Here is a 21378-nt window from a genome sequence, read left to right as displayed (position 1 = left end):
CCTAGGCCCCTGGAGCCTCCGGAGCGGTCCATTCCAGCGTGACCTTCCACGTGGACTTGGAGGTGGCCTTGCCCACCACGGCCAGGAACTGACCCGTGTCGAAGGAGACGTCACAGCCGAACTCGACGGTCGCCTTGGACGCCCCGGTCTGCTGCAACCGTGCTCCCATGGCGCGGGCGACCGCTGTCAGGCCGTCCAGTACGGGCTCCAGGCGGGGTCGGCGCCAGCCGATCTCCCGTTCCTCGCCGAGGGCCGGAGGCGCCGCCTTCCGGCCGCCCGGCCCGATCGCCATCAGCACCGTCTGACCGTCGATCTCGACCGGGACGACCGTCTCGCCGCCCGCGTCCAGTTCCTTGTCCAAGCCTGCTCTCCCCTTCCCTGCATCGGCCCCTCACCAAGTCGGCCGGAGGGCCATCGTATCCGTGGCCGCTCTCTCAAGACCCCTGCTCGCCAGGCCAGTTGTGGTCGGAGACGATCGCCGTACTGCCCCGGCCCGTGAGGTGCGGCACGGGCACCCCCACCGAGCGGGCCGCATGTCCGTCCAGCAGGGCGAGCAGTTCCCGGGCCGCCGTCCGGCCGAACTCCGTGCTGTCGCGGGAGAGCGCGGACAGCCGCGGGGTGACCATGCGGCACAGCGCCGAGTCCTCCCAGGACACCACCGACACGTCCTGCGGGACCCGGAAGCCGAGGTCCGACGCGGCGGCGACACCGGCGACGGCCATCACGTCGTTGTCGTAGATGAGGGCGGTCGGGGGCGGGGAGCCGCGGAGCATCCGGCGGGTCACGGCGGCGCCCTCGGTGTCGGAGTAGTCGGTGGTCACCGAGCGGACCTCGGTCAGGGAGCGGCGCTCCGCCTCCGCGCGCAGGGTGGCGATCCGGCGCTGGGTGTGTGCGAGGCCGGGGAGCCCGGCGATGTGGACGATCCGGCGGTGGCCGAGGACCGTCAGCTCGTCCACGACGGAGGCCATCGCGCCGGCGTCGTCGGCCCAGACCGTGGACAGGCCGGGGTGGCGTACGTCGGGCGCGCCGCCGATCACCACGGCGGGCAGGCCGAGTTCGTCCAGCAGGTCGGGCCGCGGGTCCTCGGTGCGCGGGTCGACCACCAGGACGCCGTCCACCCGGTGCTCCGCCCACCAGCGCCGGTACACCGCGCACTCGTCGGCCACGTCCTCGGCGACCTGGAAGAGGAGCCCGAGGTGGCGCTCGGCGAGCACTTCCTGGATGCCGGAGACGAGTTGGAGGAAGAAGGAGTCGACGCCCAGGGTGTCCGCGGGGCGGGCCAGGACGAAGCCGACGGTGGCCGCTCCTTCGCCGGACAGGGCGCGGGCCGCCGTGCTGGGCCGCCAGCCGAGCTGTTCGGCGACGCGGCGCACCCGGGCGCGGGTGGCCTCGGAGACTCCGGGGCGGCCGTTGAGCGCGAAGGAGACGGCGCTCTCGGAGACTCCGGCGCGGCGCGCGATGTCCTTCATCGTCGGCCGGCGCGCGGGTGATCGTCTCTCCGGCAACGCCACGCTCCCCCTCGGACGGTACGGTCCACGCCAACTGCTAATGCGCTTGAGCACTTTCACTCTAAAGCGCATTAGCGATCTGCGGCAATACCTCCAACTCGCCACTGTGAGCACGGGATTTGAGCCACTAATGACTTTAGCTGAGTCGCCTCCATTGACGGTGCCCGGAATCGGCGTGCAAGGTCTGGCCCGGCACCTCAAGCCAACCTTCGCTGCAAAGGAGCCCAGCCACCGTGCGCATCTCCCGCAGAACTTTCGCCGCCGCTGCCGTAGCCCTCGTCCTGCCGCTGAGCGCCTGTGGTTCGGGGGGCGACGACGGGGGAGCGAAGGACGCCTCCGGCAAGGTCGAGGGCGACATCACCTTCCAGACCTGGAACCTGCGCGCCAACTTCAAGTCCTACTTCGACGGCGTGATCGCGGACTTCGAGAAGAAGTACCCCGGCACCCATGTGAAGTGGATCGACCAGCCCGCAGAGGGCTACCCCGACAAGATCAGCGCGGACGCGGCGGGCGGCACCCTGCCCGACGTCGTCAACGTCTCCCCGGACCTGGTCGCCCCGCTCGCCAGGGCCGGACTCGCCCTCGACCTCGACAAGGCGGCCGGCAAGTACAAGTCCGAGTACCTGGACGGGGCTTGGGCCAGCCACCAGGTACCGGGGCTCAGCGGCACGTACGCCTTCCCGTGGTACCTGAACACCGGGCCGCTCTTCTACAACAAGTCCCTGTTCAAGAAGGCCGGACTCGACCCCGAGGCGCCCCCGAAGACGTACGACGAACTCTTCGCCGACGCGCTGCAGATGGCCAAGATGAGCGGCGGCAAGGTCGCCACGCTCGCCAACGTGCCCACCATCGAGGACTTCGGGCGGTACGGCGTCCCGCTGATGAACAAGGAAGGCGACGGATTCGCCTTCAACGACGCCAAGGGCGTGGAACTCCTCGCTAAATACAAGGAGTTGTACGACGCCAAGGCCCTCGATCCGCAGGCGCTGACCGCCACCCCGGAGTCCTCCGGCAAGAAGTTCCTCACCGGGGCCGTCGCGATGAACCCCGGCAGCGCCCTGGACCTCGGCAACTTCAAGAAGAATGCGCCGGACCTCTACAAGAACATCGGGATCACCGACCAGATCACCAGTACCGGGCACGTCAACATGTACGTGATGGGCGTGATGGTCAACTCCCGCACGAAGCAGACCCCGACGGCCATCGCCTTCGCGCACTTCGTCACCGACGCGCAGAACCAGATGTCCTTCGCCAAGAAGGTCGCCATCTTCCCGAGCACTGCCGGCTCCCTCGACGACCCCTACTTCACCAAGCAGGACGGCACCGACGAGACGCGCGTGCGCATCGCCGCCGCCACCTCGCTGAAGAACGCGGTGAACTACACACCGGTCCTGTTCAGCGACCAGATGAAGACCGCCCTGCGCAACGAGGTCGCCAAGGCGTTGCAGGGCAAGGAGAGCCCCAAGGCGGCTCTTGACAACGCTGTCAATGCCTGTGACCAGCTGCTGAAGCAGCAGGGCTGAGCAGTCGTGGCCACTTCCACCGCTCCCTCCCGGGGCGCGCGGGTATCCCGGGTGCGGCGGCAACTGCCCACCAGCCCCTGGCTGTTCGCCGCACCGGGGCTGCTCGTCGTCAGCGCCTTCGTGCTGTACCCGTTCGTGTCGACCGTCGTGAACTCCTTCACCGACCGTCGCACCCTGATCCCGGGCCGCTTCGTGGGCCTCGCGAACTACCGCGAGCTGTGGCACGACGACATGTTCTGGATCGGCCTGCGCAACAGCACCCTGTACATCCTCGGTGTCGTACCGGCCCTGGTGATCCTGCCGCTGCTGCTCGCGCTGCTGGTGCAGAAGAGCGTCCCCGGCATCACCTTCTTCCGCTCCGCCTTCTACACCCCGGTCGTCGCCTCCATCGTGGTCGTCGGACTGATCTGGGTGTGGCTGCTGGACGAACGCGGGCTGGTCAACTCCCTCCTGGAGGCGGTCGGGATCGGACGGGTCGGGTTCCTCAGCGACCAGTGGCTGCTCTTGTTGAGCGCCATGGCCGTCACGGTGTGGAAGGGCCTCGGCTACTACATGATCATTTACCTGGCGGCGCTGGCGAACGTCCCCCGCGAGCTGCACGAGGCCGCCGCGGTGGACGGCGCCGGACCGGTGCGCCGCTTCCTCAGCGTCACCGTGCCCGCCGTGCGCTCCACCATGCTGCTGGTCGCCGCGCTGTCCTCGGTAGCCGCCTTCAAGGTGTTCTCCGAGGTGTACCTGATCGCGGGCCCGAGCGGCGGCCCGGCCGGCGAGGACACCACCCTCGTCATGCTCGTCCAGCGCACCGGCACCGGGCTGACCGGCCGGGTCGGCTACGCCTCCGCGCTCTCCGTCGTCGTGTTCGCCGTCACCGTCGTGCTGATGCTGCTCGTGCTGCGTGCCGACCGCCGGGAGGAGTCGTGAGCGTCCTGGAGAAGGTACGGCCCGTGCGTCCGGCCCCCGAGGCCCGGGGGCCCAGGGTCACCGACGAGCACGGCCGCCGTATCCGGTGGGGCGAACTGCTCTGGCGCTACCTGCTGTTGCTCGCCGTTCTCGCCCTCACCGTCGGCCCGTTCCTCTGGCAGCTGTCCACCTCTCTGAAGGGCCCCACCGAGGACATCTTCAGCTCGCCCCCGAAGTTCCTGCCCAGCCACCCGACCCTGCACAACTACGAGCGGGTCGCCGACACCATCCCTGTCTGGGACTACGTCCTGAACTCCCTGAAGGTCGCGAGCGCCAACGTCGTGACCAACTGCGCCGGTTCGGCGCTCGCCGGATACGCCCTGGCTCGGCTGCGCTACCGCGGCCGGCGCGTGACCACGCTGGTCTTCGTGCTGGCGATGCTCGTGCCGGTGGAGGGCATCGTCATCGCCCAGTTCACCACCATGCGCGAACTCGGCCTGAACAACACGCTCATCGGCGTCGTCCTGCCCGGTGCGGTCGGCGCGATGAACGTCCTGCTGATGCGCAACGCCTTCCGCAACCTGCCGTACGAGATCGAGGAGGCCGCCTACGTCGACGGTGCCGATGTCTGGCAGCGGTTCTGGCGCATCGCGCTGCCGTCGGTTCGGGGCACCCTCGCCGTCGTCGCGATCTTCGCCTTCATGGGCGCCTGGGACGACTTCCTGTGGCCGCTCATCGTGCTCAGCGATCCGTCCAAGTTCACCCTGACCATAGGCCTCAACTATCTGCACGGCACCTTCGCCAACGACGAGCGGATCGTCGCCGCCGGCACCGTCATCGCCGTGGCGCCGCTCATCGCCCTGTTCGCCTGCCTGCAGCGGTACTTCTTCCGCGGGGTCGGCGAGGGCGCGGTCAAGGGCTGACCTCTCCCACCCCATCCCGCAAGGATCCCGTATGCCCCCTGCCGTGCGCTTCGGCGTCAACTACACCCCGAGTGAAGGGTGGTTCCACCACTGGCTCGACTTCGACCTCGACTCCGTACGTGCCGACCTCGACGCGCTCGCCGCACTCGGCCTCGACCACATCCGGGTCTTCCCGCTGTGGCCGTACTTCCAGCCCAACCGCGCGCTGATCCGCCCGCGCGCCGTCGACCAGCTCGTGGCCCTCGCGGACGCGGCCGGCGAACGCGGCCTGGATGTCAACGTGGACGGGCTGCAAGGCCACTTGAGCAGCTTCGACTTCCTGCCCGCCTGGACCCGCACCTGGCACCGCCGAAACCTCTTCACCGACGCGGACGTGGTCGAGGGCCAGGCCCGCTATCTGCGCACCCTCGCCGCCGCGCTCGCCGACCGGCCCAACTTCATCGGCATGACCGTCGGGAACGAGGTCAACCAGTTCGCCGCCGGGCCCCATCCCGACCCGGACCGGATCACCGCCGCGGAGGCCGAGCGCTGGCTCGCCCGGCTGCTCGCCGCGTGCGCCGAGGGCGCCCCGGGCCGGACCCACCTGCACGCCTCGTACGACGCCGCCTGGTACCAGGACGACCAGCCCTTCACCCCGGGCCACTCGGCCCGCCTCGGCGAGGTCACCGCCGTGCACTCCTGGGTGTTCAACGGCACCGTCCAGCGCCACGGCCGCACCTCCGTACCGGCCGAACACCACGCCGCCTACCTCGTAGAGCTGAGCAAGGCCTGGGCCGAGGAGCCGCACCGGCCCGTGTGGCTCCAGGAGGTCGGCGCACCCGCCCCCCTCGTGCCGCCCGAGCATGCCGCGGCCTTCGCCGAGGCGACCGTCCGCCATGTGCTGGACTGCCCCGACCTGTGGGGCGTCACCTGGTGGTGCTCGTACGACGTCTCCCGCGAACTGGCCGACTTTCCCGAACTCGAATACGGACTGGGCCTGTTGACGAGCGAACGGCACCCCAAGGACCTCGCCCGCGTGCTGGCCGACGCGGCCCGCGCGCACCATGAGTCTCCGGCCGTGCGCGCCACGGCCCTCGTCGTGCCCTCCGACCCGGTCCACCGCTCCCGCTGCGCTCCCGGCGGGCCCGTCTTCGACGCCTTCTTCCGGCTCGTTGCCGACGGCGCCCGGCCCGCCACCGTCCTGGACATCCGCGCGGACGACAAGGAACACCTGGCCGCCCGCGGCATCACCGAAGTCGTCACTCCCGGTCAGGTACTCCCCACCCCACAAGGAGGCACCCGCTCGTGAACCCCAGCAGACGCACCGTCCTGATCGCCGGCACCGCCGCGGCCCTGCTCCCGGCCGTTCCCGCGCCGGCCACTCCCGTCTCGGCCGAGGCCCGCCCGAAGGCCACCGCCACCCCGCCGTACGCCTCCTACTGGTATCCGGACTCCCTCCCCTCCGGCACCCCCGGCACCGGCATCACCTGGCGCAGCCTGAAGACCTGGCGCGCGGCCGACGACCCCGACCTGGCCTTCAACGCCGCGTCCGTACCGCTCGCCACCCGCTTCACGCCGACCCCGGCCAACACCACCGCCCGCTCGGGCCAGGCGCGCATCCAGGCCCTGGTCTCCTTCGGGCCGACCTCCAGCAACCCCGCGCAGGGCTCGGCCACCGCGGACTACTACACCCTCACCCACTGGGAGTACCTCGACGAGCTGGTCTTCTGGGGCGGATCGGCGGGCGAGGGGCTCATCCTGGCGCCGAACGCGCCGATCGTGGACGCGGCCCACCGGCACGGCGTGCCCGTCCTCGGCAACATCTTCCTGCCGCCCACCGCCTACGGCGGTCAGCTCCAGTGGACCCGCGACCTCGTGCAGAAGGACTCCTCCGGGCACTGTCCGCTCGCCGCGCAACTCGTCGCGGTGGCGCGGGCGTACGGCTTCGACGGCTGGTTCGTGAACGCCGAGACGGGCGGCGGCAACACCGCGCTCGGCAGCGCGATGCTCGGTTTCGTGAGGCAGCTGAAGGCGCTCGCGGCGGCGCAGGGGCAGCGGGTGACCTGGTACGACGCGATGACCGTGAACGGCACCGTCAGCTGGCAGGGCGCGCTGGACAGCCAGAACCAGGCGTTCTTCCAGGCCGCCGACGACATGTTCGTGGACTTTCGCTGGAGCGCGGCCACGCTCGCCTCGTCCGGCACCAGGGCCCAGCAACTGGGCCGCAGCCGCTACGAGTTGTGGGCGGGCGTCGACGTCGAGTCGAACGGGTCCGACACGTACGTGGACTGGGACGCGATCGTGCCGACAGGGAAGGCGCACGTCACCTCGATCGGCCTCTACCGGCCAGAGTGGACCCGCAACCACCTGCCCGACACGCAGCGCGGCCCTGGAGACTTCCACGCGGCCGACGACCGGTTCTGGACCGGGCGCTCGCTGGACCCGTCCCGGCCGGACGGCACCGATCCGTGGCGGGCGCCGGCCGCGTCGGTGGCGGACCGGTCGACGGTGACCTCGGTGCCGTTCGCGAGCGTGTTCAACACGGGACACGGGCTGCGCTGGTACGAGGACGGGGCCGTCACCTCGGAGGCGCCCTGGAACCACCTCGGGCTCCAGGACCGGCTGCCCTCGCGGCGGTGGGCCGTACGGACGGCGGGGCAGCGGCCGACCGTCTCCTTCGACTTCGAGGACGCCTGGCGGGGCGGCAGCAGCGTGCTGGTGGAGGGCGGACTGGATCAACCGGCAGTGGTCGATCTCTACGCGACCCGGCTGCCGATCGGTGTGGACACGGTTGTCGAGCTGACGCACCGGACCGACGCCGGGGCCGTGAACATCGAGCTGGCCGTCGCCACCGCCGAGCCGAGTGGCCCGGGTGCGACACCGCCCTACACCTTTCTGCCTGTGAACTCGGTCAACACCTGGCAGACGACGGCTGTACGGCTCACAGGGCTGTCCGGCACCCTGCACGCCCTCGGTGTCCGCCTCACCGCAGCGGGCGGCGGTCCCGTGCGCTGGCGGCTCGGCGGCCTCGCCGTCCGGGACACCGCCCCGACCCCCGCCGCCCCCTCCGACCTGCGGATCACCGCGGCTACCGGGGGCGACCTGCGCTTCGCCTGGAGCGCGGCTCCCGCCCCCGTGCGCCACTACGAACTTCACCGCGTCCTGCCCGACGGCACCCGCAGCTTCCTCGGCGGCACCTGCCAGCGTGCCTTCTACGTGCCCGGGCTGCAGCCCGCGCCGGGGGAGACGGCCGCACGGTTCGAACTGCGTGGCGTGGGGGAGCTGTACAACACGTCGACTCCGGTGACCGTCATCCACACCTGGTAATCACCCCGGAACCCAGCAGGGAGCATCCCGCATGCATGACGACCGCACTCTGGTGGAAGCCCGCCTCAGGCGCGTCCTCGACGAGCGCATCCGCCCCGCCGTGTACCCCGAGTCCATGCCGCTGCGGGTCGCGGTGTGGCACGCGCCCGGGGAGCCGGTACCGGTCGAGGAGGGGCTCGCCGCCGAGCCCGAGCCGATCGAGGTGGGCGCCAGGTGGGGTGCTCCCTGGGGCACCAGCTGGTTCCGGGTGACCGGGACCGTCCCCGAGGCGTGGGCCGGCAAGACCGTCGAGGCCCTGCTCGACCTGGGCTTCGACGAGAACATGCCCGGCTTCCAGTGCGAGGGCCTGGTCTACCGGCCCGACGGCACCCCGGTGAAGGGCCTCAACCCGCGCAACCAGTGGGTGCGCGTCGGCGCGCCCGTCGAGGGCGGCGAGGAGGTGCGCCTGCACATCGAGGCCGCTTCCAACCCCGTCATCCTCGACTACCACCCCTTCCGGCCCACCTTGCTCGGCGACAAGGACACCGCCGGGCACGAGCCGCAGTACACGCTCACCCGCATGGACCTCGCCGTGTTCGACCGGACCGTGTGGGACCTGGTGCTGGACCTGGAGGTGCTCGGCGAGCTGATGGCCGAGCTGCCGGTGGACTCCGCGCGCCGCTGGGACATCCTGCGCGCCGTCGACCGGGCCCTCGACGCCGTCGACCTGCAGGACGTGGGCGGTACGGCGGCCAGGGCCCGTGCGCAGCTCACCGAGGTGCTCGCCGCCCCGGCCGTGCCGTCCGCCCACCGCATCAGCGCCGTCGGGCACGCGCACATCGACTCGGCGTGGCTGTGGCCGCTGCGCGAGACCGTCCGCAAGGTGGCCCGTACGACGTCCAACATGACCGCGCTGATCGAGGACGAGCCGGAGTTCGTCTTCGCCATGTCCCAGGCGCAGCAGTGGGCCTGGGTGAAGGAGCACCGGCCCGAGGTGTGGGCGCGGGTGAAGAAGGCGGTGGCGGAGGGGCGGTTCGTGCCGGCCGGCGGGATGTGGGTGGAGTCGGACACCAACATGCCGGGCTCGGAGGCGATGGCCCGCCAGTTCGTGCACGGCAAACGGTTCTTCCTGGACGAGTTCGGCATCGAGAACGAGGAGGCCTGGCTGCCCGACACCTTCGGCTTCGCCGCCGGACTCCCGCAGATCATCAAGGCGGCCGGCTCCAAGTGGCTGCTCACGCAGAAGATCTCCTGGTCGCGGACGAACAAGTTCCCGCACCACACCTTCCGCTGGGAGGGCATCGACGGCACCCGGATCTTCACCCACTTCCCGCCCGTCGACACCTACAACTGCTCGATGAAGGGCAGCGAAATCGCCCACGCGGCACGGAACTTCAAGGAAAAGGGCAAGGCCCGGCACTCTCTTGCGCCCACCGGCTGGGGCGACGGAGGCGGCGGCACGACCCGGGAGATGGTCGCCAAGGCGGCCCGGCTCCGCGACCTCGAGGGCTCGGCCACCGTCGCCTGGGAGACACCCCGGGCGTTCTTCCGCAAGGCCGAGGCCGAGTACCCCGAACCCCCGGTCTGGGTAGGCGAGTTGTATCTCGAACTGCACCGCGCCACCTTCACCAGCCAGGCGAGGACCAAGCAGGGCAACCGCCGCAGCGAGCACCTGCTGCGCGAGGCCGAACTGTGGGCGGCCACCGCCGCCGTACGCACCGGATTCCCCTACCCCTACGAGCAGTTGGACCGCATCTGGAAGACCGTCCTGCTGCACCAGTTCCACGACATCCTGCCCGGCTCGTCCATCGCCTGGGTGCACCGGGAGGCACGGGCGACATACGAGCGTGTCGCCGCCGAACTCAACGGGATCACCGAAGCCGCCCAATGGGCCCTGGCCGGTGAGGGGGAGACCCCTCTCGCCTTCAACGCCACCCCGCACCCGCGTGCCGGCGTCCCGGCCGGCGGGGCAGCAGCACCTCGGACGGACGGCATGACCACCCTCGCGCCGCGCCCGGACGGCGGACACGTCCTGGACAACGGCCTGCTGCGGATCGGGATCGACGCCCAGGGCCTGGTCGTCTCCGCCTACGACATCGAGGCCGACCGTGAGACGATCGCCCCCGGCGCCTTCGCGAACCTCCTCCAACTCCACCCCGACTTCCCGAACATGTGGGATGCCTGGGACGTGGACGAGTTCTACCGGAACACGGTCACGGACCTGACGGACGCCGACGAGGTGAGCGCAGGGGAGGACGGGGCGTCGGTGCGGATCGTGCGGTCCTTCGGTGCCTCCCGCGTCACGCAGGTGCTGTCGCTGCCGCCGGGGGAGCGGCGGCTGGACATCGACACCGAGGTCGACTGGCACGAGACGGAGAAGTTCCTGAAGCTGGCCTTCCCGCTCGACCTGCACGCCGAACGGTACGCGTCGGAGACCCAGTTCGGGCACTTCTACCGGCCCACGCACACCAACACCTCCTGGGAGGCTGCCAAGTTCGAGGCCTGCAACCACCGTTTCGTGCACCTGGCCGAGCCCGACTGGGGCGTCGCGGTCGTCAACGACTCGACGTACGGCCACGACGTGACCCGCACGGTCCGCGCCGAAGGCGACCGCGGTACGGCCACCACGGTCACCACTCTTCGGGTGTCCCTCCTGCGCGCCCCGCGCTTCCCCGACCCCGAGACCGACCAGGGCGTCCACCGCTTCCGGCACGCTCTCATTCCCGGCGCGGCCATCGCCGACGCGGTCCGCGAGGGCTGGCGGATCAACCTGCCGGAGCGGCGCACGACCGGTGCCGGTGAGGTCGAGCCGCTGGTCACGGTGGACAACGAGGCGGTCGTCGTCACGGCCGTGAAGCTCGCCGACGACGGCAGCGGTGACGTGGTGGTCCGCTTCCACGAGGCGCACGGAAGCCGGGCCCGCGCGACCCTCGCGGCGGGCTTCGCCCTCGCGGACCTGACGGTGACCGACCTGCTGGAACGGCCGCTCGGCGACACCGAGCCACCGGCCCGCGACGGCGACCGGATCACCGTACGCCTGCGGCCGTTCGAGCTGATGACGCTGAGGCTGCGGCGCGCGAGCTGACCCCGAGGCTCACCAGCGCCGGGCCGGTGCCTGCTCCAGCCGTACCGGCGGCATGTAGTCCCGGACGTACGTCCGCTCCCAGCAGGCACCGGTCTCGCGCAGCTCGCGCCAGGTGGTGTACCGGTAGCGGAAGAGGCGGGCGCGGATGCAGCGGGGCGGGGTGTCAGGGGGGAAGGGGGAGCGGCGCAGGAGGCGGAGGGTGTCGCGGTCGTTGTCCAGCAGGCGCTCCACCAGGCCCCCGAACCATTCCCCGGCATAGGCCGGCGACAGCGCGGCGAACCACATCAGCCAGTCCAGGCGCAGATGGTAGGGCGCGAACTGGCGCGGCCAGTGGCGTGGGTCGCCGGGCTTGCCCTTGAACTCGTACTCGCGCCAGTCGGAGTCCTCGTGCGGTAGTTCGTCCAGCGTGCCCTCCACCACCACCTCGTAGCGGACGCGGCTGACGCTGCCGAAGGCGCCGTAGGTGTTCACCAGGTGCAGCGGGTCGAAGGAGCGGTTCATGATCTGGCGGCGGGAGATCATGTTCATCACCGGGTTGCGGCTCAGGTACACCAGGAGCGCGGCGACGGCGAGCACCACGATCTCGTACCACAGGGGTGCGGCGGGCACGGACGGGGCGGTGGTGGGAAACCGGAGCGCGGACAGCGCCAGCACGACGGTGATCCAGTTCAGCCAGGAGAAATTGCCCGACAGCACCAGCCACAGCTGGGTGACGATCATCAGCGCGGCGGCGGCCGAGGCGATCGGCTGGGGGGTGAACAGCAGGATGGGCACGCCCAGTTGGGTGAAGTGGTTCGCGGCCACCTCCACCCGGTGCAGCGGCTTCGGCAGGTGGTGGAAGAACCAGCTCAGCGGGCCCGGCATCGGCTGCGTCTCGTGGTGGTAGTACAGGCAGGTCAGCTTCCGCCAGCACGCGTCACCGCGGATCTTGATCAGCCCGGCGCCGAACTCGACGCGGAACAGGATCCAGCGCAGCAGGAACAGCACGACGACCGGCGGCGCGACCTCGTCGTTGCCGAGGAACGCGGCCAGGAATCCGGTCTCCAGGAGCAGCGACTCCCAGCCGAACGCGTACCACGTCTGGCCCACGTTGACGATCGACAGGTACAGCGCCCACGGCACCAGCCACAGCACCATCCCGGCCCACAGCGGCAGTTGGGAGTCCGCCCCGGCCAGCAGGGCGGCGGAGACCGCGCAGCCCGTCCAGGCGCAGGCGGCGAAGAAGCGGTCCGAGTAGCGAAGCTGGAACAGGCTCGGTGCCCGTTTGAACGGCACCCGCGCCACGTAGCGGGGGATCGGCAGCATGCCTCGCTCGCCCAGGAGTGCCCGGAACTGCAGGGCCGCCGTCATGAACGCGACCAGGTACAGGGCGGCCAGAGCCCGCTGCAGGACCAGCCGGCTCAGCCAGTAGTCGGGTGCGGTGAACCAGTTCACGGCCGTGTGCTCCCTGCCTCCATTGTGGCCATCGTGACGATCGCGCCCCAAGTGGTACAGGGTCTCGTCACCCTGTGTACCACGGCGCTCCGCTTGCGTGACCTGAGTCGGTGAAGCAGACAATAGGGGACGAACTGGCCATCGAGCGGATGCGGGAGAACACGGTGCGGATACCCGCCGGATCCATCGTCACGGCCTGCGCGCTCTCGTTCGCGCTCCTCGTCTCCGGCTGTGTCGGACAGAGCGTGCGGGAGACCGGGCCGGGCGGCGAGGTCTTCCTCCAGCCCGCGGCGGACCAGGGCCCCGCCCCCTTCATCGACTCCGCGGGCGCCCACACCCCCGTCAGCCCACCGCCCGCGACGCCGATGACGCCGATGACGTCCATGACGCCGACGAGGCCGATGACACCGATGACGCCGAGTTCGTCGAGGTCGCCGGATCCGTCGGAGGTGCCGCAGCGCGCCGGCGGGGCCGAGCCGCCGCGCGGGGTGCGCGCCCTCTCCGGCGCGACCCCCGGGCTGTACAGCGGCACCGCACACACCTCCGGCTGCGACGTCGAGCGGCAGATCGGCTATCTGGCCGCCGACCGGGCCAAGGGTGACGCCTTCGCCCGTGCGGCGGGCATCTCCCGCGCGGCGATCCCCGGCTATCTGCGCGGCCTGGCGCCGGTCGTGCTGCGCGCCGACACCCGGGTCACCAACCACTACTACCGGGACCGGCAGGCGTCCGGGTTCCAGTCCGTCCTGCAGGCCGGCACCGCGGTCCTCGTCGACAGCCGGGGTGTGCCGCGCGTGCGCTGCGCCTGCGGCAACCCGCTGAAGCCGCCCGAGTCCATCCGCGGCATGCCGTCCGCCCGGGGCACCGCCTGGTCCGGCTACCGGCCCAACGAGGTGATCATGGTGACCCCGGCGTCCCGGACGATCACCGCCATCACGGTCATCGACACCAAGACGGACACCTGGTTCGAGCGCCGGATCGGCCACGACGTCAGCCAGGACCACGTCGTACCCGCACCGGCCTGGGCGGCGCCCGCGGGCACCGAATCCCCAGGCCCCGGCCGGCCGAGCCCGAGCCCGAGTCCGAGCGGGACCGGCAGGTTCCCCGGCGTCGAAGCGTCGCCCCCAGCGGTCACGGCCGGCAACCGTACCGACCCGGCCGCTGCCTCTACCGGCCCGGCGGATCCGGGCAGCTCGGCCCCCGGCACGACCGCCTCGCAGGACCCGCCGTTCTTCGACTCCTTGCCGGACGCCTCCACTCCGGACACCCCGCAGGGGACCGGCCCGCCGGACGTCCCCGGCATCTCCGACCTGCTGGACGTCGGCAGCCTGATCCCCGACGGCACGTCCGCGGTCCGCACGCCCGTCGTCCGCACGTCCAGCGAGCCCGGCTCGACCGGCAGCGGCACCGGGAGCATCACCGGGAGCATCTTCGACAGCCCCACCGACGTCCTCGAGAACTGAGCGCGACCGCGTAGCCATACAAGTCGAACAATCGGGCAAAGCCTGGCAAGGTGGGCCCCATGGCTGATCGGGGAGCGAGCGCCCTGTCCCTCCCGAAGGACTGGCCCGCGCACTCGGAGCCGATCCTGGCGCTCAACCGCATGGGCAGCTTCGACTGGGACCTGGACACCGGTCTGTTCCACCTGGACGCCCAGGCCTTCGAGGTGTTCGACCTGCTTCCCGAGGAGTACGACGGGCGCCCCGAGTCCCTGGCGGTGCGGGTGCCGCCGGACGAGGGGGCCCGGCTCGACGAGGTCGTCTCCCGGGCCATCAAGGACGGCAGCGAGAACTACGGCGCCTACTTCCGCCTCCGCTGCCGTGACGGCAGCTCCCGCTGGACCCACACCCAGGGCTGCATCCGGCGCGACGAGACCGGCCGGCCGCGCCGGGTGATCGGCATCGTCCGGGACGCCACGCAGGAACTCGCCGACAGCGCGTCGCGCAGCCTGCGGGCCGCGCAGGACGAGGCGTTCCGCCAGCAGACCAACATCGTCCAGGCCGTCTCGGCCGCCCTCGCGCACGCCCGCAGCGTCAAGGACGTCATCGACGTCCTCAAGGACACCCAAGGCATCCGCCATCTCGGCGCGGCCAGCCTGGTCATGGGCCTGGTGGAGGCCGGCCGCATCCGGCTCGTCGCCGAGGGTCCCGCCGACAGCTTCGTACCCGGCACCCGGATCACCCGGACGGACGAGCCGTACCCGATGAGCGAGGTCGTCCGCACGCTCACCCCGCGCTTCATCGAGTCGCCCGAGGAGTTCGCCGAGAACTACCCGATCCTCTGGCCGCACCTCACCGACCTGCACATCACCTCGGCGGCCTACCTGCCGCTGATCGCCCAGGCCCGCCCGATCGGTGCCATGGGCCTGCTCTACAGCGACCGGCGCGGCTTCTGCGCGGAGGAGCGGGCCGTGCTGGTCGCGCTCGGCAGCAGCATCGCGCAGAGCCTGCAGCGCGCCATGCTCTACGAGCAGGACAAAGACCTCGCACAGGGCCTCCAGCAGGCGATGCTGCCCCGCACCATCCCCAGCGTGCGCGGCGCCGACGTCGCCGTCCGCTACCGTTCCGCCTCCCTCGGCCGGGACATCGGCGGCGACTGGTACGACCTCGTCCCGCTGCCCGCCGGCCGGATCGGCGCCGTCGTCGGAGACGTCCAGGGCCACGACACGCACGCGGCGGCCGTGATGGGTCAGCTGCGGATCGTGCTGCGCGCCTACGCCGCCGAGGGGCACACCCCGGCCACCGTCATGGCCAGGGCCTCCGTCTTCCTGCGCGAACTCGACACCGACCGCTTCGCCACCTGCCTGTACGCGCAGGCCGACCTGTCCACCGGCGTCGTCCAACTGGTCCGCGCCGGGCACATCGACCCGCTGCTCCGGCACACCGACGGCACCTGCCATCGCGTCCCGGTGGAGGGCGGTCTGCCGCTCGGGCTGTCCGCCGAGTTCGGCTTGCTGGAGTATCCCGTCACCACCCTCGAACTCGACCCCGGCCAGACGTTGCTGCTGTGCACCGACGGACTCGTGGAGCAGCCCGGCGTCGACCTGGGCGACGGCATGCGGGCCCTGGCCGCCCGCATCGCCGCCGCGCCGGACGGGGTGCGCCTTCTCGCCGACCGGCTGATCGAGCTGGCCGAGGAGCGGGGCGGCGAGGACGACGTGGCTCTGCTCCTGCTGCGCCGCAGCGTCCCCGAGGCCCCGCGGGCCCGCGGCCGGCTCCGCCGGCACGTGGCACCCGGCGACCCCGAGGCCCTCGTCCACGCGCGGCACATGGTCCGTACGGCGGTGCGTACCTGGGGCGCCCGGGACCGGTCCGACGAGATCGAGCTGGTCGCCGACGAGCTGATGACCAACGCCCTCCTGCACACCGAGGGCGCGGCGATCGTCACCCTCCGGGTCCTGGACGGCACCGAACGCCGCCTCAGGATCGAGGTCGAGGACTCCTCCAGCGCCCTGCCCCGCCGCCGCGAGGCCGGCGAGAACGGCGTCTCCGGCCGGGGCCTGCTCCTAGTCGACCGACTCACCGACGTGTGGGGCGTCGAGGCACGCGGTGGCGGGAAAGCCGTGTGGTGCGAGTTCCTGATGCCGACGGACGACGCGGGGCACGCGGACGGCGGCTGACGGAACTCGGGTACGGCGCCCGGCGTACCGCTCGCAGCGCCTTGCCGGTGTCGGATGGCACGCTGGACGTATGCCGGAACTGCCCGAGGTGGAAGCGCTGAAGGACTTTCTCGCCGAGCACCTGGTCGGGCGGCGGGTGGTGCGGGTGCTGCCGGTTGCCGTGAGTGTGCTGAAGACGTACGACCCGCCGGTCACCGCCTTCGAGGGCGGCGAGGTGACCGCCGTGCGGCGGTACGGCAAGTTCCTGGACATCGGGGCGGACAGCGGGCTGCACCTGGTGATCCACCTGGCCCGCGCGGGCTGGCTCCAGTGGAAGGACCGGCTGCCGGACGGCCTGCCCCGGCCCGGCAAGGGGCCCCTGGCCCTGCGCGCGGCGCTGGAGACCGGCGAGGGCTTCGACCTCACCGAGGCCGGCACGCAGAAGCGTCTCGCGGTGTACCTGGTCCGGGACCCGGGGGACGTCCCGGGCGTCGCCCGCCTCGGCCCCGACCCGCTCGCCGCGGGCTTCGACGAGGACCGCTTCGCCGCCCTGCTCAGGGACGAGCGGCGCCGGCTGAAGGGCGCCCTGCGCGACCAGAGCCTGATCGCGGGTGTCGGCAACGCCTACAGCGACGAGATCCTGCACGCCGCGAAGATGTCCCCCTTCAAACTCGCCGCGTCCCTGACCCCCGAGGAGACCCACCGGCTCTACGAGGCGCTGCGCGGCACACTCACCGAGGCCGTCGAGCGCTCCCGGGGGCTGGCCGCCGGACGCCTGAAGGCGGAGAAGAAGAGCGGGCTGAGAGTCCACGGCCGCGCCGGTGAACCCTGCCCGGTGTGCGGCGACACCATCCGCGAGGTCTCCTTCAGCGACTCCTCGCTCCAGTACTGCCCCACCTGCCAGACCGGCGGCAAGCCCCTCGCGGACCGCAGACTGTCCCGCCTGCTGAAGTAGCGGGCCGGCTAAAGCGAGGGGGCGCGTCAGCGCCTGCTGTTGTGGAACCCGATGACCACCGCGCCCCACCAGCAGGCCTGGGACACGAGAGCGGTGGCGGCGCCCCAGACGAGCAACCTCGGGGCGACCGGGGCACCGCGCCGCGCCGCCATGCGCCGGGTGAGGAGCCCGGCCTGCAGGCCGTTGAGGGTGAGGGCGAGCACCAGGGCCAGCTTGGTCCGGGTGAGCGGGGAGCCCAGGTCCGGGTGGAGCAGCGCCCCGCTGGCCACCAGTCCGGCGAGCCCGGCCCAGATCGGGACGTGCAGCCGGTTGGTGCTCTTCAGCGCGTCCGCCAGGCTGCACCGGCCCGTGAGCCACAGCAGGGCGTGGTAGTCGGCGGCCAGGACGGCCCCGAAGCCGAGGATCAGCGAGGCGAGGTGCACGAACAGCGCGGCAGTGCGCAGGGAGGCGTCCACCTGCACATGCAGCGAGATCCAGGCGCAGGCCGTGAGGCTCAGGCAGGCGGCCACGGCCGCGCCCCCGACGGTCCACCAGGTGTCGTACAGGCCCAGCCGGGGCAATGGACTGGCCTGCGGGGACACGGCTGGCTCGGGGGATACGGACACGGACGACTCCTAGGACTCACAGATCAAGCTGAGGTAAGGCTTACCTAACGTGAATCTTTGGTCAGGTCCGCGTGTCCCGGTCGTGATCTCGGCGTCATCGTGCTCGCAATGTCACCAGCCGCTTCCCCTCTGCCGTGCGCACCTCGTATCGGGCGATCTGGTCCGGATGCAGTGCGGCGGAGCCGAGCGTCGTGAGGGGGTGGGTGCCGTCGCCGGTGTTGGTCCAGCTGGTGACGACCTGTTCCGAGCCGTCGCGGCCGACGGCCACGAGGCGGCAGGCGTGAACCCCGGAGCCGTCCCTGATCTCCAGCCGCAGCAGGCTGCCCGAGTCCTCGTCCGCCGACGTGACCTGCGCCCACACGCCCGTGCTGGGGTCGGTGGCCGCGGTGACGTGCGCGGTGGCCTGCGCGCCGCCGCTGCCGTGACCGGCGAACACCACGAGCCCCGGTCCGGCCACGGCCAGTACCACCGAGGCGGCCAGCCCGTACAGGGCGCGGCGGCGCCGTACCCGGCGCCGGTGAGCCAGCTCGCCGAGCAGCCGGTCCAGCAGCCGCGGACCGGGCTGCGCCATGGGGTGCACAAAGCGCGGCGTGGCACGGCGGTACAGCAGCAACTGCCGTGCGGTGGGGCCGAATTCGGTCACGTGCGCCGCGCACTGCGGGCACTCCATGAGGTGGTCCTCGAAGCGGAAGGCTTCCGCCTCGTCCAGCACGCCGAGCGCATAAGCGCCGACGTCGCGATGCCTTTCCAGGGACCTCATGCCGAATCCTCGTGCCGATGGGTGCGGGTGGGGTTACTCCGTGCACCCATCCGTACGCAGCCGACAGCCGAATCACTCAAGCCGCGCCCGGAATCGCGGCCAGAGGACGGCCGAGGGATTCGGAGCGGCCCGGCCCGCGGATTGGTCCGAATCCGCGACCGGATCCGCGTCCGGAAGGGACGGCCCGGAAAAGTCGGCTCGGCCAGGTCGGCTCGGCCAGGACGGCTCAGAAGAGGTGGATCGCCAGATGCCCCAGCGGCAGTCCGAGCCGCCAGGCCGGTGTCCACACCTTCGGCCCGTCGTCCTCGCCGAACACCCCGCCGCCCGGCACCGCGTCCAGGTCCGGCGCGAGCAGCTCGGTCTCCTCCAGCCAGCGCCACGCGTCGGAGGCCAGCGCGAGGTCGGGGGAGGGATCACCGGACTCGGCCGCCTCGGCAGCCAGCTCGGCCATGCGGGTGCGCACCCAGTCCTGCCACGGCTGGTCGTACGCCGTCAGCGACGCCCAGTTCTCCAGCTGGGAGACCACCCGGATGCCGGAGAGTTCGCCGTCGGTGTCGGACAGGAAGACGGTGAGCGCCAGCGCGTCCCGGCCGGCCCGGAACTCGAAGGACGTCGGCGGCATCAGGTCGCCCGTGCGCAGCAGCTCGTCGGCGATGTACTCGGCGTACAACCAGGCCATGGGGACGGACAGTTCACCGCCGCCGGTGCCGTCCGTGCTCTCGTACCCTCTGTGCAGCATCCCTTCCTGCCTTCCTCCGGTGCGTGCGCGTCGCCCGAACCTCTGGACCCGGCCCCCCGTCCGGAACGCGAATGAGGACAGCCCATTGCCCGAACGGGGGTCACAGCAAGGCGGTTTACCGAGGTTTGACCCGGCCGTCGGTTTCACCGCAGGTCGGTTGCATAACCCGGAAGAACCCGGCGCAGCGCGCGCAGCGCGTAGTACGCGCGGGATTTCACGGTACCGGGTGGAATGCCGAGAGTTTTCGCCGCTTCCGCCACACTGGCCCCGCGAAAATACACGAGTACCAATACGTCACGGTGTTCCGGCGTGAGTGTCTTCACAGCCTCGCGCACGTCGAGCGCCGTGGCGGCCCGCTCGGCGGGGTCGGCGGTCACCCGTGCGTTCTCGGGGACCTCGTCGCCGATCTCGTGGGGCCGCGCCCGCCGGGCCCGCCGGGCGTCGATCGCGAGGCGCCGGCCGACGGTCAGCAGCCAGGGCCGTACGGAGTCGAAGTCGGCGGCGTGCAGCGCCTCGGGATGCTGCCAGGCGCGCACCAGGGTCTCCTGCACGAGGTCCTCGGCGCGCTGCCGGTCCCCGTCGCTGAGCCTGAGCAGCAGCGCGAAGAGGGGGCCGCCGTGCTCGCGCTGGAGCGCGGCCAGTTCGTGCTCGGCGGTCGTCGCCGCGTGGGTGAGTGAGGTTCCGGCCGTCATGGCCGTATGGCAGCGCGGCGCGAGGGCGGGGGACAGGGGGCGTGCACGGCTCTGCGACGGACGGTCGATCGCGTCGGCGAACGGTCGGACGAGCGGCGCGGCGCAGCCCCGGACGGGTTAATGAGGGCGCCCAGGTCGTTTGCATCGCGAGTCAGATTCGTACCCATATGCCTGTTATGAAACGGTCTGCAAATAGGACAATCTCGGGGTGAGCTGATGATCGGACGCAGACACCAGGTGGCGCTGGCCCTGACCGCCGTGCTGGCCGCCGCGGCGGCCTGCTCGAACCAGGAGCGCCAGGATTCCGCCGCCCGGGTCGGCCACCCGGCGCCGCCCGCCGCCCGCGCCTTCACCCTCGTCGCCTCCGGTGACGTGCTGCCGGAGACCTCCGTCCTCGACCGGGCGAACTTCGACGCAGGCGGCCACGGCTTCGACTTCCGTCCGATGCTCTCCGGCGTCGAACCCGTCGTCTCCGGCGCCGATCTGGCGCTGTGTCACATGGAGACCGTCTACGGCTCCGACGGCGACTACTCGAGCCATCGGATCTTCAAGTCCCCGCCGCAGATCGCCGAGGGCCTCACCGCCACCGGCTACGACAGCTGCTCCACCGCCTCCGACCGTGCCCTGGACGACGGCGACCGCGGCATCCAGCGCACCCTGGATGCCATGGACCAGCTGGGCCTCAGGCACGCCGGAACCGCCCGCACCGAGGACGAGGCCCGCTCCTTGACGCTGCTCCGGGCGGGTTCCGCGAAGGTCGCGCACCTGTCGTACACCTACGGCACCAACGGCAACCCGCTGCCGCCCGGCCGGCCCTGGGCCGTGAACCAGATCGACGAGGAGCGCATGATCGCCGACGCCCGCGCCGCCCGGTGGGCCGGCGCCGACGTGGTCGTCGTCTCCGTGCACTGGGGCACCGCATGGCAGGACGCCCCGGACCAGCAGCAGCTCACCCTGGCCCGGCGGCTCACCGCCTCGAAGACCGCCGGCCGCCCCGACATCGACCTGATCCTCGGCACCCATGCCCACGTCCCGCAGGCGTACGAGAAGGTCAACGGCACCTGGGTGGTCTACGGCATGGGTGACCAGATCGCCGGCGAGATGATCAACGACCAGGGCGTCGAGGACCCGCGCGGCGACGAGTCCACGATCGGCCGTTTCACCTTCGCCCCGCCCGCCCGGCCCCGAGAGCGCTGGCAGGTCACCAGCGCCGAGTTCATCCCGCAGGTGTACGACCTCGACGCGGGCCGGGTCGTCGACGTCAACGAGGCGATCGGCCACGGCGCCGATCTGACCGCGGTCCGCGACCGGATCCGGGACGTGGTGCTCAGCCGCGGGGCCGCCAAGGACGGACTGGTCATGGGCCAGTGACGG

17 protein-coding genes are annotated in these 21378 nt (G+C 71.4%); 10 read left to right on the top strand and 7 right to left on the bottom strand.

Annotated elements, in window-relative coordinates; all coding sequences use genetic code 11:
* Position 1: 1 nt before the first annotated feature.
* Positions 2-361 carry a CU044_2847 family protein gene (locus tag ACWD3E_RS26010; protein WP_451389973.1) on the bottom strand — a complete coding sequence of 120 codons (360 nt, stop codon included), beginning with the start codon at positions 359-361 and terminating at the stop codon, positions 2-4.
* A gap of 73 nt (positions 362-434) precedes the next feature.
* Positions 435-1505, bottom strand: a complete 1071-nt coding sequence (locus ACWD3E_RS26005; protein ID WP_451389972.1) for a LacI family DNA-binding transcriptional regulator — start codon at positions 1503-1505, stop codon at positions 435-437.
* Positions 1506-1741: 236 nt separating this feature from the next.
* Between ACWD3E_RS26005 and ACWD3E_RS26000 the strand changes: the two genes are divergently transcribed.
* Genes ACWD3E_RS26000 through ACWD3E_RS25975 form a run of 6 tightly spaced genes read left to right on the top strand, consistent with a single transcriptional unit; the run spans position 1742 to position 11224 of the window.
* A complete protein-coding gene (locus ACWD3E_RS26000; protein ID WP_451389971.1) occupies positions 1742-3031 on the top strand; it encodes an ABC transporter substrate-binding protein in 1290 nt (429 codons plus the stop codon).
* Between the two features lie 6 nt (positions 3032-3037).
* Positions 3038-3952, top strand: coding sequence for a carbohydrate ABC transporter permease (locus ACWD3E_RS25995; protein WP_451389970.1), 915 nt, complete (start codon positions 3038-3040; stop codon positions 3950-3952).
* Entirely contained in the window at positions 3949-4854 is a 906-nt protein-coding gene (locus ACWD3E_RS25990) for a carbohydrate ABC transporter permease (protein WP_451389969.1), read from the top strand. Before ACWD3E_RS25995 ends, ACWD3E_RS25990 begins: the two co-directional genes overlap by 4 nt.
* A 31-nt stretch (positions 4855-4885) precedes the next feature.
* The gene (locus ACWD3E_RS25985) at positions 4886-6142 is read left to right on the top strand and encodes a glycoside hydrolase 5 family protein (protein WP_451389968.1); all 1257 of its coding nucleotides are present in this window, start codon (positions 4886-4888) and stop codon (positions 6140-6142) included.
* Positions 6139-8160 carry an endo-beta-N-acetylglucosaminidase gene (locus ACWD3E_RS25980; protein WP_451389967.1) on the top strand — a complete coding sequence of 674 codons (2022 nt, stop codon included), beginning with the start codon at positions 6139-6141 and terminating at the stop codon, positions 8158-8160. Before ACWD3E_RS25985 ends, ACWD3E_RS25980 begins: the two co-directional genes overlap by 4 nt.
* Positions 8161-8191: 31 nt before the next feature.
* The gene (locus ACWD3E_RS25975) at positions 8192-11224 is read left to right on the top strand and encodes an alpha-mannosidase (protein ID WP_451389966.1); all 3033 of its coding nucleotides are present in this window, start codon (positions 8192-8194) and stop codon (positions 11222-11224) included.
* A 9-nt stretch (positions 11225-11233) separates the two neighbouring features.
* Here ACWD3E_RS25975 and ACWD3E_RS25970 read toward each other — a convergent pair whose 3' ends face one another.
* The gene (locus tag ACWD3E_RS25970; RefSeq protein WP_451389965.1) at positions 11234-12658 is read right to left on the bottom strand and encodes a lipase maturation factor family protein; all 1425 of its coding nucleotides are present in this window, start codon (positions 12656-12658) and stop codon (positions 11234-11236) included.
* 110 nt (positions 12659-12768) lie between these two features.
* On the opposite strand from ACWD3E_RS25970, the gene ACWD3E_RS25965 reads away from it, so the two are divergent.
* The 3 genes from ACWD3E_RS25965 to ACWD3E_RS25955 all read left to right on the top strand — a co-directional run bounded on the left by ACWD3E_RS25965 (position 12769) and on the right by ACWD3E_RS25955 (position 17208).
* Positions 12769-14118 (top strand): DUF6777 domain-containing protein, encoded by a 1350-nt coding sequence (locus ACWD3E_RS25965; protein ID WP_451389964.1) that lies wholly within the window; start codon positions 12769-12771, stop codon positions 14116-14118.
* A 59-nt stretch (positions 14119-14177) separates the two neighbouring features.
* Positions 14178-16274: a SpoIIE family protein phosphatase gene (locus ACWD3E_RS25960; protein WP_451389963.1), complete on the top strand. Its 2097-nt coding sequence runs from the start codon at positions 14178-14180 to the stop codon at positions 16272-16274.
* A 70-nt stretch (positions 16275-16344) separates the two neighbouring features.
* Positions 16345-17208: an Fpg/Nei family DNA glycosylase gene (locus ACWD3E_RS25955; protein WP_451389962.1), complete on the top strand. Its 864-nt coding sequence runs from the start codon at positions 16345-16347 to the stop codon at positions 17206-17208.
* Positions 17209-17234: 26 nt separating this feature from the next.
* Here the strand turns inward: ACWD3E_RS25955 and ACWD3E_RS25950 are convergent, their stop codons facing one another.
* The 4 genes from ACWD3E_RS25950 to ACWD3E_RS25935 all read right to left on the bottom strand — a co-directional run bounded on the left by ACWD3E_RS25950 (position 17235) and on the right by ACWD3E_RS25935 (position 20004).
* Positions 17235-17813: a hypothetical protein gene (locus tag ACWD3E_RS25950; RefSeq protein WP_451389961.1), complete on the bottom strand. Its 579-nt coding sequence runs from the start codon at positions 17811-17813 to the stop codon at positions 17235-17237.
* A 94-nt stretch (positions 17814-17907) separates the two neighbouring features.
* Positions 17908-18573 carry a zf-HC2 domain-containing protein gene (locus ACWD3E_RS25945; protein WP_451389960.1) on the bottom strand — a complete coding sequence of 222 codons (666 nt, stop codon included), beginning with the start codon at positions 18571-18573 and terminating at the stop codon, positions 17908-17910.
* Between the two features lie 226 nt (positions 18574-18799).
* Complete coding sequence (locus ACWD3E_RS25940) at positions 18800-19312, bottom strand: hypothetical protein (protein WP_451389959.1); 513 nt, start codon at positions 19310-19312, stop codon at positions 18800-18802.
* A 143-nt stretch (positions 19313-19455) separates the two neighbouring features.
* Entirely contained in the window at positions 19456-20004 is a 549-nt protein-coding gene (locus tag ACWD3E_RS25935) for a sigma-70 family RNA polymerase sigma factor (protein WP_451389958.1), read from the bottom strand.
* A gap of 216 nt (positions 20005-20220) precedes the next feature.
* Here ACWD3E_RS25935 and ACWD3E_RS25930 point away from each other — a divergent pair, with 216 nt between their 5' ends.
* Positions 20221-21375: a CapA family protein gene (locus ACWD3E_RS25930; protein ID WP_451389957.1), complete on the top strand. Its 1155-nt coding sequence runs from the start codon at positions 20221-20223 to the stop codon at positions 21373-21375.
* Positions 21376-21378: the final 3 nt, after the last annotated feature.

The sequence above is a fragment of the Streptomyces sp. NPDC002676 genome, from assembly GCF_053592455.1.
Note: the sequence above shows the minus strand (reverse complement) of the source record. Positions and strands in the feature narration are given on the sequence as shown.